This window comes from Runella limosa DSM 17973 (assembly GCF_000482465.1).
In the GTDB taxonomy this organism is placed as follows: domain Bacteria; phylum Bacteroidota; class Bacteroidia; order Cytophagales; family Spirosomataceae; genus Runella; species Runella limosa.
In genome coordinates this window covers 269540-287800 of sequence record NZ_KI519427.1, presented here as the reverse complement: position 1 = coordinate 287800, position 18261 = coordinate 269540, and the positions used below count along the sequence as shown (strand labels likewise).

General features: G+C 46.2%; 8 protein-coding genes. 7 read left to right on the top strand and 1 reads right to left on the bottom strand.

Annotation, left to right across the window (positions count from 1 at the left end):
- Positions 1-10754: SprB repeat-containing protein (locus K339_RS35025; protein ID WP_211243851.1), on the bottom strand; the 10754-nt coding region annotated here is incomplete at its 3' end.
- Positions 10755-10937: 183 nt separating this feature from the next.
- Between K339_RS35025 and K339_RS0127400 the strand changes: the two genes are divergently transcribed.
- The 7 genes from K339_RS0127400 (at position 10938) to K339_RS0127365 (ending at position 17968) form a co-directional block, all read left to right on the top strand.
- Positions 10938-11207: a TIGR03643 family protein gene (locus K339_RS0127400; protein WP_037302057.1), complete on the top strand. Its 270-nt coding sequence runs from the start codon at positions 10938-10940 to the stop codon at positions 11205-11207.
- Positions 11204-11806, top strand: coding sequence for a hypothetical protein (locus tag K339_RS0127395; RefSeq protein WP_028526455.1), 603 nt, complete (start codon positions 11204-11206; stop codon positions 11804-11806). Before K339_RS0127400 ends, K339_RS0127395 begins: the two co-directional genes overlap by 4 nt.
- Before the next feature lie 59 nt (positions 11807-11865).
- The gene (locus K339_RS0127390; protein WP_028526454.1) at positions 11866-12552 is read left to right on the top strand and encodes a response regulator; all 687 of its coding nucleotides are present in this window, start codon (positions 11866-11868) and stop codon (positions 12550-12552) included.
- Positions 12552-13949, top strand: a complete 1398-nt coding sequence (locus K339_RS35020) for a sensor histidine kinase (protein ID WP_051398290.1) — start codon at positions 12552-12554, stop codon at positions 13947-13949. Before K339_RS0127390 ends, K339_RS35020 begins: the two co-directional genes overlap by 1 nt.
- A gap of 476 nt (positions 13950-14425) precedes the next feature.
- Positions 14426-14578 carry a DUF2256 domain-containing protein gene (locus tag K339_RS36800; RefSeq protein ID WP_084332331.1) on the top strand — a complete coding sequence of 51 codons (153 nt, stop codon included), beginning with the start codon at positions 14426-14428 and terminating at the stop codon, positions 14576-14578.
- Positions 14544-16097, top strand: a complete 1554-nt coding sequence (locus K339_RS0127370; protein ID WP_037302052.1) for a cryptochrome/photolyase family protein — start codon at positions 14544-14546, stop codon at positions 16095-16097. The genes K339_RS36800 and K339_RS0127370 overlap by 35 nt, the downstream gene beginning before the upstream one ends.
- A gap of 344 nt (positions 16098-16441) precedes the next feature.
- Positions 16442-17968, top strand: coding sequence for an RtcB family protein (locus tag K339_RS0127365; RefSeq protein WP_028526452.1), 1527 nt, complete (start codon positions 16442-16444; stop codon positions 17966-17968).
- Positions 17969-18261: the final 293 nt, after the last annotated feature.

Genomic DNA, 18261 nt, shown 5'->3' with positions numbered 1-18261 from the left:
GTTTCACCCACACAAACGGTATCTCCTTTGGCAACCACCGTCGGCAACGTTGGACCAGTTACCTCAACGCTATCTTTCCCTACACAGCCGTTGGCATCAGTCACTGTTACTTTGTATTTTCCTTTCGCTATAGAAACCAAATCTTGCGTCGTCGCACCGTTTGACCATACATAACTGTAAGGAGATGTACCGCCCGATACTTCTAGGTTGACGGCTCCAGATTGAGGGGTCGTACAATTCACCGCCTGCGGGGTCAATATCAACACCAACGGTTCGGGTGCTTTTTTTAATACAATCTTTTCTTCCACAAAACATCCCGTTTCTGAATAAACCCTTAGCGTATAGGTGATATCCGTGGTGGCACTGCCCGCATTTTTCAACACCAAACCATCGACAGGAATTGGCGTAGGAGTCTGGTTAACATCATATACATTGCCAACCGTCAACCCGTACGACGAAGTAGCTGCAAAATTTTTCAACTGAATAAACCCTTTCTCCGCCACGCTGTCGCCCGCACATTGAGGCGAGGAAACTACCAACTGATACGTCGGTAAAGCATTGCGTGTGATGCTTACCGTATCGGTACAGTTATCCAACGGAGAAACCAAGATAAAACGGTATTGGCCATTGGAGGTCATACCCGTCACTAAGCCCGTGGTATCTGCAAAGGCCGAACTTGGATTCGATGCCGACGCAATCCAATAACGGCTATTGGTCGGTTTGGGCAATTGGTGTGTTTCCGTTGGCTCACAAATAACCGCGTTAGGTCCCGCAGGATTGTTGGTACATGGGCTTGGCTGGTTGGCGTCGCAAATGGTACGGTCAACTTTCTGAGACATCGAACATCCTGCCTGATTGGTGGCCGTGAACGTGGCTATTTTATTATTTGGAATGTTACGAATGTAGTACTTGTTGTCGCCTTCATAGGTAACTGTTCCTTCGTCGGACGAGAACTGCGTATTAGGAGAAACCTGCACCCGAATTTCGTACGAATCAGGAATACATCCCGCGTAAATCACCATCACCGACGGGCGCTGGTGGATCACCACCTGAACCGTATCAGTGCGGAAACATTCCCCTTTGGTCACGGTTGCTACGTAAGTTCCTGCTTGGTACAATTGCGAATTGATAATCATCGGGTTAGGATTACCCGAAGCATATCCTACAGGCCCCGTCCAGCTAATTTGTGCCGTTGGGTCATAAGTAGCCGAAAGTTTCACGGTATCACCTTCGCAAACGGTATCGCCCTTGGCCACCAACGACAACAAAGCAGGATTTGCCAGTTGAACACTGTCGGTGGTCGTACATCCGTTGGCATCCGAAACCACTACTTTGTACCAACCGCTCTTTAAATCAGCAATATCCTGCGTTTCAGCGCCGTTTGACCAGCGTACCTTGTAAGGCGTCATTCCACCCGCAATTGTCAAAGTTACTTTACCATTTTCGCCATCGTGGCAGGTAGGTGCAGTAGGTGTTAAGGTCAACGAAAGTGGGTTATTGGGTTGGGTGATGGTGAAATCAATGTCAATCGAGCAATTGTTTTCGTCTTTCACCGTCAGGCGATATACACCTGCTTTCAGGTTCGCAATGTCTTGGGTCGTCGCGCCGTTTGACCACGAATAGGTATAAACGCCCGTTCCGCCTTGAACATTAAAATCAATGCTACCGTCGTTTCCGCCAAAACACGATACGTGCTTGATTTCGGCGTTAGGAGCTAATTCGGCAGGTTCAGCCAGCGTTGCGGACGCTGATACTACGCACAAATTACTGTCCACGACCGTCAACGTATAAGTTCCTGCGGGCAGTCCATAGACGTTAGGCAAAGTAGAACCGTTTGACCACGAATATTTATAAGGTTTTGTCCCGCCCGAAACTGTCGATAAAATCGTCCCCGAGCTTAGTCCTTTACACGTCACGTTTTCGGGAGAAAGGGTAAGTTTCAACGAATCAGGCTCGCCAATTACCACGCGAAGGTCGGTAGTACAACCATTTGTATCAGTAATAATCAAGGTATAAACGCCTCCTGAAAGCCCCGTCACGTCTTGGCTCACGGCGCCGTTTGACCAAGCATAACTGTACGGTTCCGTCCCGCCAGTCACCGTAACGTCGATGCGACCTGTGTTATCGCTTTTGCATTTTACATCGTTAGAAGCATAAGTCGCTTTCAACGGGTCTGGTTCCGAAACGACCACTGTCAGGCTATCAGAACAACCGTTGGCATCTTTCACTTTTACTTTATAGGAGCCCGCGCTGAGGTTGGCAAGGTCTTGAATCACAGCACCATTCGACCATTCATAACTGTAAGGCATCGTGCCACCCGTTACTAATAAATCAATACTTCCTGTTGCCCCACCTTTGCAGTTTACACTTTGGGCAGTAGCCGATAATTTGAGCGAGTCGGGTTCGGTGAGGACAAACGCCAACGTTCTGACGCACAAATTCGAGTCCGTTACCGTCAGCGAATACGTTCCTGCCTTGGCTGCAAGCAAGTCTTCCACCGTCATACCGTTCCCCCATTGGTAGGTGTATGGCGATTTTCCGCCGCGCACACTTACGTTGACCTCGGTGGTAGCGCCTTTGCATAAAATTGGTGCGGCTTGGTAAGTGACTATCAAAGAATCAGGTTCGGTTAAAGTTGTTTGGAAAACGGCGCTACAACCGTTGGCATCTTGCACCGTGACTGAATAAGTCCCTACGGCCAGCGATTCAATGTCTTTGGTGGTTTTCCCATTTGACCAAGTGTATTGGTAAGGAGTAGTGCCTCCCGTAACGGTCAAATTGATTTTACCATCGGTACCATTTTTACAATGAACGTTCTGCACCACTGCCGAAATATGCAACGAATCGGGCTGCGTCAGGGTTACATTTACTCCTTTTTCGCAACCTTGGGCGTCGGTGACGGTCACGGTATAATTTCCTGCTTTGGTGGCCAAAATATCCTGAGAAGTTGCGCCATTTGACCACGCGTAGGTGTATGGTTGCGTTCCTCCGAATACACTGACGTCGATTTTACCATCGGTTCCTCCGTAACATTTTACGGCCGTCAAAAGGGTTTCAATTTTTAACGAATCAGGTTCGGCGATGGTAATGGTCAGTTGTTTTTGGCAAAGATTGGAATCTGTGACAGTAACGGTATAAGAACCTGCCTCCAAGTTTTGAAGTTGGGCTGTTGTCGCGCCGTTTGACCACGCGTATTGATACGGTGCTACGCCGCCCGTCACCGAAACTGAAATTTTTCCGTCGTTTTTACTGCGGCACTGGGCATCGGTTTTGGTAAACGAAAGGTGCAGCGAATCAGGCTGAGTCACCGTTACCGACAACGTGGTTTCGCATTGGTTGGCATCTTTCACCACCACCGAATACAAACCTGCGTTTACGCCCGTCAAGTCTTGCGACGTCGCCCCCGATGACCAAAGATAGGTATATGATGAAGTTCCCCCCTGAACGGTCAAGTCCACCTTGCCATCATTGCCATTGTAGCAGCTTACGCGTTGGGTCGTAGCCCACGCTTTGAGGGAATCAGGTTGCGCAATGGTCGTTTGTCCATTGGTTTTACAGCCATTGGCATCGGTTATATTTACGGTATAAACGCCCGCTGCTAGACCCGTTACGTCTTCGGTGGTAGCATTGGTTGACCACAAATAAGTATAAGGCCCCGTTCCTCCCGTCACTGTTAAATTAGCTTGTCCCGTACTGCTTCCAGCACAGGTGGCATTTTGGGGAACAATTGTCACGTTCAAAGGCGTAGGTTCCGAAACTGTCACCGAAGTCGTCACGGTACAGCCTTTGTTATCTTGCACCGTCACGTTATATGTACCCGCAGCTAAGTTTTGCGGGTCTTCGATGCTGCTACCATTTGACCAGCCAAAAGTATAAGGTTGCGTTCCTCCCGTGACCGTCAAGTCAATGCGTCCATCAGCACCTTGATAACACTTGGTGGCAATGCCAACGCCTGACGCCGCAAGCACCGAAGGTTGGGTAATTTCAATGTCCGATACTGTAATTTTACAGCCATTGGCATCCGAAATTTCTACGGAGTATTTTCCAGCCACTAAGCCTGTACGGGTTGCCCCTGTTCCTCCATCTGACCACGTATAAGTAAGCACACCCGTTCCACCACTGGCATTGACAGTGATGGCTCCGTTGTTCCCATTGGAACACGACACAGGGATAGTTTCGTATTGGGCTGATAAAGATGGTGGTTGGCTGATGGTCGTTGATGCTGTTTGCTTTACACAGTTATTTGAATCAATTACCGTGAGGGTATAGCTTCCAACGGGCAAGCCATAAACGTTAGGCGTGGTCGCAATCACGGCGTTACTGGCGTTTTTCCATTCGTAACGATACGGCTTTACGCCACCCGAAACCGACGAAATGAGCGTACCAGAAGAGCCATTCGGACAAGTAACGTCATTGGAATTGACCCCTACCACCAACTCCGCAGGCTGACTTATTTGGTTACTTCCTTTGACAGTACAACCATTGGCGTCGGTTACTGTAACGGTGTATTCTCCCGCTGCCAAATTAGTCAAATTACGCGTTGTAGCCCCATTACTCCACGAATAGGTATAAGGAGGAGTTGCGCCGTCAACGGCATCTAAAGTAATCGAACCCGTGGCTTCACCAAAACATTTTACGTTGGTTTGGCTACCAAAAATAAAGAACGAAGGCGCTTGAGTCACGGTGGCCGAATCACGTTTTACGCATCCATTGACGTCCGTAATGGTCACTCGGTAAGTACCTGCTTTCAGGCTTATGATGTCTTGTGAGGTTTGCCCCGAATCCCATACGTAGGTGTAAGGTTCTGTACCTCCCGTAACGGTCAGGTCAATCGCTCCCGTGTTTTCGTTATAACAATTTACGTTTGTCACTGCCTTGCTACTTACCAAGGCTGGCGGTTGCGTGATGGTTACTTGGGTCGATTTTTGGCAGCCATTTTTATCGGTTACGGTTACAGTATAAGTAGCTGCCGTCAAACCTGTTACGTCTTGGGTTGTCGCGCCATTGTTCCATTGGTAGGTATAAAGTGCGGTTCCTCCCGTGACGGTCAGATCAATTTGTCCCGTTGTGGCACCGTTGCATTTTACATTCACTTGCGTAGTTGACAATTGCAAAACGGTTGGCTGCGTAATGGTATCGCTTTGGGTCACCGTACATCCGTTGGCATCGCGCACTGTAACACTATAAATACCTGTAGATAAACTAGATACATCTTCAGTTGTTGCGCCATTTGACCACACAAATGTATAATTTGGTGTTCCGCCCGTTACTGTCAAATTGAGGCTACCGTTCGTTAAACCATTGCACGTAATGGGAGTTCGAGCTATCAAAGCTGTCAACTGAGCAGGCTGCCCTACCACAGCAGAAGCCGTGGCGGCACATCCTTTGGCATCTGTCACGGTTACCGAATAATTTCCTGCGGCAACGTTACTAATATCCTCTGAAGTAGCCCCGTTTGACCAAAGGAAAGTATAATTGGGCGTTCCTCCCGTTGGCGTCAAATTAACACTTCCCGTAGCGGTTCCAAAACAAGTAGCATTGGTCGCCACTGCCGAAGCAGCAGGTAAGGGATTGACCACCAACGTGACTTTCCCGACGCTGAAACAGTTTTCATTGAGTCTTGAAACGCGCACAAAAACCGAATCTCCATTCACCGCTGAACGCGTACTTCCCAAAGGACTTACGTTGGCGGCGGCATTAGCCCGAGTCGCAAAGTAAGTTACCTGCATATTGGCTTGCCCGCCTGTTACCATGGCGTTGGCATTGGTCAAAGTAAAATCAACGCGACCGTCTCCGTCATCGCACTTTTCGAGCGTAGCGTCGTAGGCAACGGGCGCTGGGTTGATGGTGATTTGTACCTCATCGGTCGTCACGCAACCGCTGGCATGGGTGGTGCTTAGTAAATATTTGCGAATGATGGGCGTCGTACCGTTGTTGACCACCGTTACCGTTGGGTTGGCCACGGTCGTACTGCTTAATTCACTCAACAATGCCGCACCCACGGGTGTCCACTCGTACGTATAACCTGCCAAGCCTGCGCTACAACCTAGTTGGGCGGGAGCGTTGCTACAGGTGGTGGCATCGACGCCCGCGTTTTCGTATTTAAAATCACCTCCCAAATTCTTTTGATAAGTCGTACAGGCACAGCCTTTGACCAACACCACCAACGGACACGGAATCGGTTCCGAATAAGGAATAGCGCCGCTTAAAGTGATGGTTTCGTTGGTGGCAATGGCCTGCGTTGTCGAATAGGTTTGAAGCAATACGTCACCTGTAGTATAAGTGCCGCTCTTGTCCTTGTCTTGGTAAAGTTCAACGGTTGTAGCATTTCCAGCAGCTACAGGTGCTCCCGTATTTTTAAACTTAAATTGCCCCGTTGCACTACTACAAGTAAAAGCAATACTGTGAGAAACGTAGGTAAAATTGGCCTTTTTAACCGAAATAGTATCCGAAATAAGCCCCGTCAATACCCTAAAATCGGGACAAAGGGTAGTTCCACAAAATACATCAAAAGGCAAGGAAGTTTGGGCAACCACTTGATCGGTTGTACAAGAAGTCGCAGCATTGACCTGGACTTGGAACGTAAAATTCATAGCGCCTCCGATGGGCATTCCAGCCGCCACGCGCCACGTCAGTGATTTACCACCGTTGGGCAAATTTACCACCGTGTAAGTATTCAAATTGGGCGGACAAAAACTTGAACTACATACCACAGAACCCGCTACGGGCAAATAACCCACAGGAAGCTGAACTTCCACCAAACCACTGTCGTTGGTGGCTGACAAACCCAAATTTAAGACGCTTACCCCAATCGGATAATTGACATTGGCACAGGCATTAATGGAAGGCAATGAGAGGCTTACCTGCGTTTTATAAGGCGTATTGGCTCCCCGAATATTCACTGCAAACCCTTGAACATATTCTGAATTTCCCAGTGCTGGATTCGCGCAAGGGTCTTTGCCATACACCCGCAATCCAAAGGGTTGTCCAGATAATAAATCACAATTAGGTTGAAGTTTAAAGCGAATGACAGCTTCGTTGTTGGGCGCAGAACCAACCCCCGACAGGCTTTTTCCTGTACCAAAATTGGTGGGATCAATAACACCCAAATCAAACGGCAAGGTCGAATTTAGGGCGTTTTGGGCTGCAATTATCAAGTTATCTCCTGCCGCGCTGAAAACACGTTTTGTTGTTCCTTTGGGGTACTCAATCGTGCCTGAACCCGCAATATAATCCAGCCCAATCTTTCCGTTGTTGGTCGGCAACTCAAGGTTAGCCAAAATGCTATTGACCGAAGTAGGCTGCCCCGACACAATGCGCACCTCTACTTCAAACGGCTGGCACATGTCGAAAGGCCCAGCGGCTTTGGTAATGGTGGCCGAAATCTGAGAAGGTTTTACCTCGTAATAAAGCGATAATGAGTCTGAAATATAAGGAACAGTAGCCAAGGTAGAACCGCTGGAAAGCCCTAAGCATGACCAACTTGTAAAAACTTGAATGGTATCTCTTCCGCAAAAGTTGGTAGTCCCCGTGATACGGTACCGCCTACTTGCATTCCTCGATATGGTTGAGCTTCCTTGGTAAATTCCGCCCGCATTGGGAGCAATATTAACCGCCGTACCCGTAATGTCTTGTACTTGGGTCAAAACAAATGTCCCGTTTTTGCTCTTAACAGTCAGCCACGGAAACGGCGCATCGGCCAAGGTAGAGGTATTGCTCACCACCACATCCCACGACACCGAACTCGACGTAGCGTTGACTGTAGGCTGTGAAGTACTTATTTTTAAGACAGGCGCATTGTAGCTTACCGTACTACTCAAGTTAGTACTGTTGATGGTCGCCCCCGTCAAAGCAGAGAGTGGTGGCAGATTTCGGTATTGTGTAAAAGTCCGAATTGAGCTGGACGAATTGACGTAACCTGCCGCCCCAATGGGCGTAAGCGTGAGGGTTTCGCGGAAAGCGTAGCCTTCTTCGGGATAAGGCAAAAGCCCGTTCACAAAAAGCTGTTGAAGATTGACAATCAGGGTATCTCCCGAATAGAAATAATACGAACTTGGGATGGTAATGCTGGTCGTCGTTGTGTTATACCCTACCGAGCGAGTCAACGATATATCGACTTTATTAATGGTATAAGTGGCAGGCGAAGCCAGCGTTTTGGAAAGAGCAGGTACTTGGAAAATACGGTATTCGTTGGTAAAAATGTTAGCGCCTGCGGTAGTGCTGGTAGAAGTTCCAACGCTAAAATTGAAGTTATTGACCAACGTAAAACTGCCGCACCCGTTTAAATTGGTGTTTGAAGTAGTGGTACTGTTAAAAATATCAAAGTGTCTTACGCGTCCTTTACGCGTTCCACATTGGTACTTTTGGGCAGCAGTTGGCGCCACAACGTTGGCAACATAGAACTCAGGTGTAATGTCCAACACTTCCTCTACTGACGAATTGGCCGTGAGGTTATTAGCAATGTACTTGGCCGTTACCACCACCGAATCACCATTGGCAAACGTAAAACCTGCGGGCAAACATGACCTTGAAATCAAGGTTGTCGTGCTGAAATCGTAGGTAAATACCTTGGTTGTCGTACCTGTCACCGTTGCTGAGAGGTTCGTACAGGTATAAGAATTAGCCCCTCGTATAATTTGGACGGTATAACGCGCGTCGGCTATTTCGTCGGCGTTGGTGATGGAAGCCGTGGCATATCCATAGGTAAAACTAGGAATGGTTGCCGAAGTTTTAACTCTTCCAGCGTAGATGGCACGAAGGGTATCACCAACCACAAAACGGTCTAACTTAGCCAAATCAAGGTTTCCTGTGGCATCGGGGCTGCTGTCGTTATTATTATCAGGGCTGCCCGTTGTTATGCGTCGAATGTCGTACAAAGCCCAGTTCATTCCGTGCGTACAAGTTCCTCCTGGGCACAATAATTCAGTGACAATGCTCGAACACTGCGGCGGCAAAGCTCCACAGCCCGTTGTACAGCTCGGGTCAGTTATAAATTGAGATTGAAAACTTATCGTTTTATTTCCTGCCGTGCCACATTTAGCGGTGAGTTTTAGAAGCGCCCTTGCGCGGGTTTGGCTAAAACTAATGGGGGCATTGAAACGCACCGTAAGCACGCCCGCGGTATAATTGAAAAAGTTGGGAGTTCGGGTCACCCCTCCTGCATCAATGAACGAAAAGTCGGCAGCATTTCCCGAAAACAAAAATCCGTCGGGAATCGTGTATTTATATTCCAAATAGGCAGGTGCGGTGTTGTAGTTTGAAGGAATACTACTACTGTTTGAAAGCACCTCCATCGTAAACGTCTGACCATCATAGATTTGCAAAGGCGAATCTAACGTAAAAGTATTGGCAGTATAACTTTCGCTTTGTCCCGACTGAATCGTGCGGGTGTAAGTTGTGGTCGCACAAGCCCCACTGTAAGTACCCGAATAGCCCCAACGGCGAGGCGTATAAGCGGCGTTACAAGTAGCAATACAACAAGAAACGGTATAAAAATCAATAAAAGCCGTATCGCCAGGTGCTATTGTCGGAATGGTGACTTCCATTCGTGACGGGGAATTAGCGGGCGCGCAGGCATTGGTTGTGGTGGCTAATTGGGTAGGCGTCGTCGTTTGGGGTGTTCCAAAATTTTTGATTCGGTACGAATACGGCCCTGCTAAATACAGTTGCTGGGTGTTGTCAAAGTTGGGCGTACTGTTTACCGTTCCAAACTGCACTTTCACGTTGGTGGCGGCATAGGCCGTTGTATTGGCCACCACAATGGTTTGTTTGGCTGGCGTATCAAAACAGCGCGGTGTGGTCGTTCGGGTCGAAAAAGTGAGCGTAGGCTGCACACTTGTTACCGAAATTGAGGGGGTATTGTCCGTGGCTGTTTGGCAAATTTGCCCATCGCAGCCCCATTGCGCAATCAGCTTCGACGTCACAGTACTTGCTGGGCAGCAAGGATTTACGGTGATTTTATATTGTAAAACAAAATTTTCATTCAATTCAAACGCTTCATCACCATCTCCAATAAATTTAATCAACGCCTTGTTGAAAGCTACTTTTACCGAATCGCCCGAGGTGCTGATGGCCGACACGGGAATACTGATGTTGGTATTGGCGGGATTGATGCGAAAATCGCTGTAAGTGAACTTGCCCGCGCTGGTAATATCGGCAAAAAGAAACTCCTCTAACAGCCCAAATGAGCCGTTGCTGATGGTCATACTACGGGTGGCGGTTTGTCCAGGATTAATCGAAACGGGCGAAGTACTTGCCGAAGTGATACTCAATGACGCATAAATCACGTCATAGTTGACCGTTTTTGTTCCTAAAATGGAGAGGGTCGTTCCGCTACTATTTTTGATAGAAATCACGTCTTGGAAACCACCGCCGCTGATTTTTTGAGCTCGCGCCGCACAAATTGCTTTTTTGCGAAACGAAAATTTTAACGTCGTATTCGCAGGCCAAGAAGCTACCGTAAAGTTGGGGGCATTTAGATTCACTGCCGTTCCGACCACCGCAGGGCCTTGCAAGGACTGCGTGGAGGCTGGAATCATTTGAATGCCCACGCCCAACTGAATCGTAATGGTCGCGTTGGTCAGGGCTGTATTCCCATTGGTAATGGTGACGACGGTTTCCGCTCCGTTGGGTTGGCAAGTGATGGCGGGGCTTTCGCTCGTGAAGCTATTTACGAGTTGCGCATAAGACCCTTTAACTGAAAGAGCTAACCAACAAACTATCAATGCAATTGCTTTATAGAAATAATGTTTCATTCGACTGCTTTGGCTTTCGATTACAACTTTTCGAACTGTGCCTAGCGTGTCCTCAACAAGCGTGCCAAAATTCCAGTAACGAGCTATACTAATAACGGCTCGCAACGACGGCTTTTTCAAACAAAATATCCATAAACTATGTTTTCATTTTGTATAACCTCACTCGCTATTTTCCAAAAAAGCATGTTGACCGAACAAGATATTGATAGAATCATTCAGATGGCATGGGAAGACCGAACCCCTTTTGAAGCCATCGAAGCACAGTTTGGACTGAAAGAAAAAGAAGTGATTGCAACCATGCGTAACCACATGAAACGCAGTAGTTTTGAAATGTGGCGAAAACGAATGAACGGCCGCAGCACCAAACATCAATCCTTACGCACCGACGAAATAGACCGCTTCCATTGTTCTCGTCAGCGTAGCATTAGTCTTAACAAAGTTTCAAAACGATGACATTAACTCACTGGATTGGAATTGATTACGGCTCAAAAACTTCGGGCAATACTGTCATTTGTCACCACAATGGTCAGGTACTTCAGTTTTACGATGCCGACCGCCGCGATGCCGATGCGTTTATCATACGCTTTATTGAACAGCCTCAATCATCCTCCATTCAACACGTATTTATCGACGCGCCACTCTCATTGCCAGGAGTCTATACGCGGCAACAAGGCTGCACCAATTTCCATTATCGCCAGTGCGATATAGCCCTCAAAGCCATGTCTCCGATGTTTTTGGGCGGCCTCACGGCAAGGGCGATGGAACTACAGCAAACGCTTACTACAAACCATGCTCTTTCGGTATATGAAGTATATCCAAAAGCCCTTGCTCAACTCGAATTAAAAAATCTATACCACAAAAAATTATCTAGAATTGACTTCCCAAATCTTTGCGATTTGCTCACGTCCAAGTATCCAAGCGTACTTTTTAAGGAATATCCACGCCACCAACATCAGTTTGACTCGCTGCTTGCGTGGCTTTCGGGCTATCGTTTTGTCCATCACCAACACCAAATTATTGGTGAGCCCTCCGAAGGTCAAGTGGTCATTTAATGACTTTTTAAGCATTCTTTGTTTAATTGCAGCCTAATTCACCACCCATTCAACTGTATATGAAGCTATTAGTTGTTGAAGATGATGTAAAAACGGTACAATCTATCCGTCAGGGACTAGAAGAAAATGGCTATGAAGTTGATATTGCTTACGACGGCAAAATCGGCCACCTTTTAGCCAAGCGGTCAAGCTATGACCTCATCATTACGGATGTCATCGTGCCCGAGCTCAACGGCGTTGAATTTTGCAAGCTACTTCGCCAAGAAGGCATTCGTACCCCAGTTGTGATGCTTACTGCTTTGGGCGCAATCGAAGAAAAATTAATGGGTTTTGACGCAGGTGCCGATGATTATTTGGTAAAACCCTTCGATTTTTCGGAATTATTGGCCCGCGTTCGTGCTTTACTCAACCGCACTTCCGATTCGTTTCCCATTACCTCTTCCACTTCCCTTTCCTACCACGATTTAGAAATGAATATCGACACCCGAATTGTCAAAAGACAAGGAAAACGTATCGACCTCACGGCCAAAGAATTCTCCTTGCTTGAATATTTACTCAAAAACACGGGGCGGGTTTTGACGAAAGTTGATATTGCTGAGAAAATTTGGGACATTCGGTTCGATACAGGCACCAACGTCATAGAGGTGTATATCACATTGCTCCGAAAAAAAGTTGACAAAGATTTTTCGGAAAAACTTATTCACACTGTTTACGGCGTTGGCTATGTTTTAAAACTTGACCAATAATGAACATCAGGACACGACTTACCGTTCAGTTCACGGTACTGGTATCAAGTATTTTACTCATTACCTTCCTAACTATTTATCTTTTAAGAGTCGAATACGTAGAAGAAGAATTTTTTGACCGCTTAGAAAAAAAAGCGCAAACAACGACCGAACTTTTAATGAAGGTCAATGAAGTGAGCTCTGACTTACTCAGAATTATTGACAAGTCAAATTACGATGTATTTATTAACGAAAAGTTAGTCGTTTACAACGCCAAAAACCAAGAAATTTATACCAACAACGACACGATTACCTACCAAATTACCCCTGAATTATTAAACCGTATTCGTCAGGAGAAAAAAGTTCGACTTACCCTCAATCACCAATTAGCACTGGGCCTTTTTTTTGCCGATTCGTACGGCGGCGTAACAACCGTCATTGGAGCAGAAGATTTGTGGGGCAGGGAAAATTTAGAGAGTCTTCGCCAAATCTTGGTGTGGCTTTATTTGCTCGAAGTTATTCTTTTTGGTTTTGCAGGATGGTACTTTTCAGGAAGGGCTATGTCGCCCATTACGCGTATTATCAACCAAGTAAAACAGCTATTTCCCAAGCAACTTGACCAACCCCTCACGGTCGAAAATCCGCAAGATGAAATTGGGCAACTAACCCTCACCTTCAACGATTTATTAGGCCGTTTGTCCGAAGCATTTAGGCTCCAAAATCTTTTTATTTCGAACGTATCTCATGAGCTAAAGAACCCGCTTATGCGCATGGGAACCCAGCTTGATGTAGCGATGCTCAAGGAGAGAAGTACTGTTGATTATCAATCACTTATTGTTTCTGTTCGACAAGACATCCGAGAACTTAGTCACCTTGCCGAAACCCTGCTCGACCTAGCCAAAGTCAATGATGAATCTCAACGTATATTCTACGGAGAAGTTCGCATAGATGAAGTGCTTTGGGATGCGCGTAGTCTCTTGTTGTCGGCCGAGCCCAACTACCTGATTACGGTGCAATTTGACGAAGATATCAGTAGCGAAAACCAGTTATTGGTCAACGGCAACCCGCATCTACTCAAAACTGCCTTTGTGAATTTGATGGAAAATGGCTGTAAATTTTCGGACAATTCCCACGTCAATGTACACGTATTTTTTACCAAAGAAGGTATTCAATTGGAGTTTCAAAATACAGGTGAGACAATCGCCTCTGAAGAAATGAAGCTTATTTTTCGACCTTTTTATCGACGAGACGGTGCCTCACACATCAAAGGCTACGGGGTAGGTCTATCGTTGGTAGAACGTATCATAAAATTGCACGAAAGCTGGCTTCATGTGTCCTCCGACCAAGCTACCCGTACGACCATTTTTACCATCGTGCTTCCTTATTCAAAAACTAACGACAATTTAGTAAGTTCTTAATGACTTTTTAAGCATTGCCACCGTACATTTGTGGTGTAATGGTTTTCTTATACAGTAAGAATAGTTGAAAGAAATAAAACCGACGTCCGTTTGTTGAGCGTCGGTTTTTTTAAGTGTTTGCGTATAAAAAATATCATCTAACCTAACACAAGAATTCGATAGACTTATTATCGTAAGAGAGAAAGTATAATGTGGGTAAAGTAAGTTCTTACGGTCTAATTGATCAAAGCAACGGCAGGGGTTTTCCTCCTGCCGTTCTTTTTTGGGGTTCTTTTAACCCAGCTTGGCCTGGGGAAAATAAAGAATTGCAGCGAGCTTGCCCCAAAGTACCATTTGGGGCAAATAAGGCATTGCTTCTCCGACGCAAAAAAACAAACCACTCAATGCGCTGATAATCAACCCACCAGCAACGTATCCACCCATTTCATTCAAACATTTTTTGAAAGGGCTAGTTGATGGTTTAAAAGACTTTTACCTTGAAAAAACAACACCTACCCTCCAAAATCTGCCTCGTGTGCGGTCGCCCTTTTACTTGGCGAAAAAAATGGGAAAAAGTATGGGAAGAGGTCAAGTACTGTAGTGACCGCTGCCGAAATGAACGAAACAAGAAAGCCATTGAAAACCCTTAGACTTATTTTAGGTGACCAGCTCAATTATCAGCACAGTTGGTACAACCAGCCCTCCGTCGACACGCTGTATGTATTGATGGAACTGAGACAAGAAACCGATTATGTGGTGCATCACGTCCAGAAAGTCATTGGCTTTTTTGCGGCCATGTACAATTTTGCAGCTTACCTACAAAAACGGGGGCACCGTGTCGTTCATCTTCGCATCAATGACCCTAACAATACTCAAAGTTTGACCCAAAACCTTGATTGGTTCATTGAACAAAACAACATAGAATGTTTTGAATATCAACTTCCCGACGAATACCGCCTCGACCAGCAGCTAACTACTTACTGTCAACAACTTAGCATTCAAAGCAAAGTCTATGACACGGAGCATTTTTACACGACCCGCGAGGAAATAGCCCAGCTTTTTGGTTCAAAAAAGACCTACCTTATGGAAAGTTTTTACCGAACCATGCGCAAAAAACACGGTGTTTTGATGGAAGGCTCCGAACCCGCTGGAGGACGCTGGAATTTCGATAGTAGCAATCGAAAAGCGTTTAAAGGGAATCCATCGCAGGTACCTAGTCATGAGTTTTCGCACGATTATCGGGATATTTTGGAGGAAATTGACCGTGCAGGAGTTCGGTATTTGGGTACTCCCCTCGCCGACCGCTTTCCTTGGCCCACCTCGCGAAAGCAGTCATTAGAAGTGCTGGACTTTTTTCTCAGGCACTTGTTTGCTCATTTTGGCCGCTACCAAGATGCGATGCATACGGGTCACTGGACGTTGTTTCATTCCAAACTTTCGTTTTCACTCAATACCAAAATGCTCAGTCCCCGTGAAGTCGTCAATGCGGCGGTTGAGTATTGGAAAAAATATCCCGAACGCGTAAGTATTGAGCAATGTGAAGGGTTTGTGCGGCAAATTTTGGGATGGCGCGAATACATGCGCGGGATTTATTGGGCCAAAATGCCCGATTATCAGCAACTTAATTTTTTTGGGTACGAACGTTCACTTCCCGATTGGTTTTGGACGGGTGAAACAAAGATGAATTGTCTCAAACACGCAATTGGACAAAGTCTCAAATTCTCCTATGCGCACCACATCCAGCGACTAATGATTACGGGTAATTTTGCACTTTTAGCAGGCATCCATCCCGACGAAGTAGATCAGTGGTACTTGGGTATTTACATCGACGCCATCGAATGGGTCGAAATCACCAATACCCGAGGCATGAGCCAATATGCTGACGGGGGACTTGTGGGCTCGAAACCTTACGTTTCTTCCGCCAATTACATCGACAAAATGAGCAATTACTGTGCGTCTTGCTCCTACGATAAAAAGGCAAAACTAGGAGCGAAAGCTTGCCCATTCAACAGCCTTTATTGGCATTTTTACGAACACAATCGAGCTTTATTAGAAAAAAATCCAAGGATTGGAATGATGTATCAACTGCTCAATAAAATGTCTAATGCCGAAAAACAAGCCATTTTGGAGCAAGCTGACACCCATCTCAGAAATCTACAAAATCTCTGATTATCTGATAGTTACAAAAAGTAAGAAATTTTTACAAAAAATAAATCTAACAAATCATTGGAAAATACAATTTTGTTTTTTCTAATTTTGTGGCACAAATTAAAACAAACACAACTATGCTACGGTATTCGCAAAATATAGCAATTGGCCAGTTCGCAGACGTCTGCGTCTGTGATGCTATGCGAGTCGGCAAGTATGTGTTTTAGAGCGAATTTCCTCCTTTAACATACCCCGCCCGACTCTTCCCAGTCGGGCTTTTTTTGTGCCATTTTCTCTTAACAATTTACCTTCTCCTGTTTGGAATGACTGGCCCAACAAGTTTCAAATTTTCACAAACTATTCAGATGAACAGTTTATTCACCATCGAAGAAATCTTAGTGCTGGCTGATATTCCAGCCTCATTACATACTACGTTTTTGCGAGTTGCCAACGGGCTTCACCAACGCGCTGAATATCCTAAAGAAAAGGTACTCGAACTTTTTGCGCGAATGCTCGAAAATCCCAAAAAGTTTGCCTACTCCAAAAACAAAGTAACCAACTTAGCTCAAGCTATTTACGGCTTGCAAAAGGAAAAGATTTTCATTCCGCTGTCGGAAACGGGAAAGTCGTTTTTACCCCCGCCTGAGCCCGAATTTGTATTGAGTAGTAGCGAAAAACACCAAACCGTTGATTATACGTTGCGTGATGGGCCGTTGCCTTACGCCATTTTTGGACGAGAGCATATCGAACAAGGGGCATTAGACCAAATGAAAACGGCGACGAGTCTGCCGATTTCTATCGCGGGGGCGCTTATGCCCGATGCCCACCAAGGCTACGGTTTGCCGATTGGCGGCGTTTTGGCCACCCACCCAGAAACGGTCATTCCGTACGCCGTTGGGGTGGACATTGCCTGCCGAATGTGTATGTCGATTTTCGACTTACCTGCTGATTTTTTTAAGCGAGAACCTCATTTATTAAAACGAACGTTGGTCGAAAATACCAAATTCGGAATGGGGGGAGAAACGAGTAAAAAATTTGACGAAAGCGTGATGGACTTGCCCGAATGGCGAGCGACCAAAATTATCCGCGGCCTAAAAGACAAAGCGTACCGTCAGTTGGGGACGTCAGGTACGGGCAACCACTTTGTCGAATGGGGCGTTGTGGAAGTCTTTGAACAAGACGACCTCCTCGGCCTACCCGTTGGCAATTATTTAGCTTTGTTATCGCACTCGGGTTCGCGAGGTTTTGGGGGAACAGTTGCAAATTACTACTCCAAACTCGCCATGCAAAAAACACGTTTACCCAAACCAGCAGCGCATTTGGCGTGGCTCGACTTAAATACCGAAGAGGGACAAGAGTACTGGATTGCCATGAATTTGGCGGGCGAATATGCCTCGGCCAATCACCACGAAATTCATGCAAAAATCGCACGTGAATTGCGAGAAAAGCCCCTAAAAATGGTCGAAAACCACCATAATTTTGCTTGGAAAGAAACCCTTTCCAACGGAGAAGAGGTGATGGTTCACCGAAAAGGAGCCACACCCGCAGGCCCCAACGACCTCGGAATTATTCCAGGTTCAATGACGCAGCCAGGATTTGTTGTACGTGGAAAGGGGAACGACACCGCTCTCAACTCAGCCTCTCACGGAGCAGGACGCGTCATGTCTCGTACCAAGGCGTTTGAAAATATCACTCGTCATCAACTCAATAAGATTTTGGAGGAGACCCATATCCAATTGATTGGCGGGGACTTAGACGAAGCACCGATGGTCTATAAAAACATCGAAACGGTGATTGCGGCCCAGCAAGACTTGGTGAAAGTTTTGGCTAAATTCAGTCCTAAAATCGTCCGAATGGCCGACGCTAACCGAAAAGAAGGCCGAGAAGATTAAAAAAGCACCCTGTCAGCGTTTGTTGGTGCACCAAACTTTGCAGGCGACTAGGCGAAATTGAACACATAGTCCACATAGAGTTTTCACATAGAAAACAAAGCTATGTTCTATGTTTACTATGTGTTCATCCTAATGTGCTCTATGTGTTTTAGAATGAATACCACTAAAACCTGCATTTATTCGTACGCCCACGTTTAAGGCGCTGGCAGGGATAAGGGGATTTTTCCGTACTTTTGCAAAAAAATTAGAATGACACCTCAAAAACCTTGGCCTTTCCAATGAGCAAATAGCCA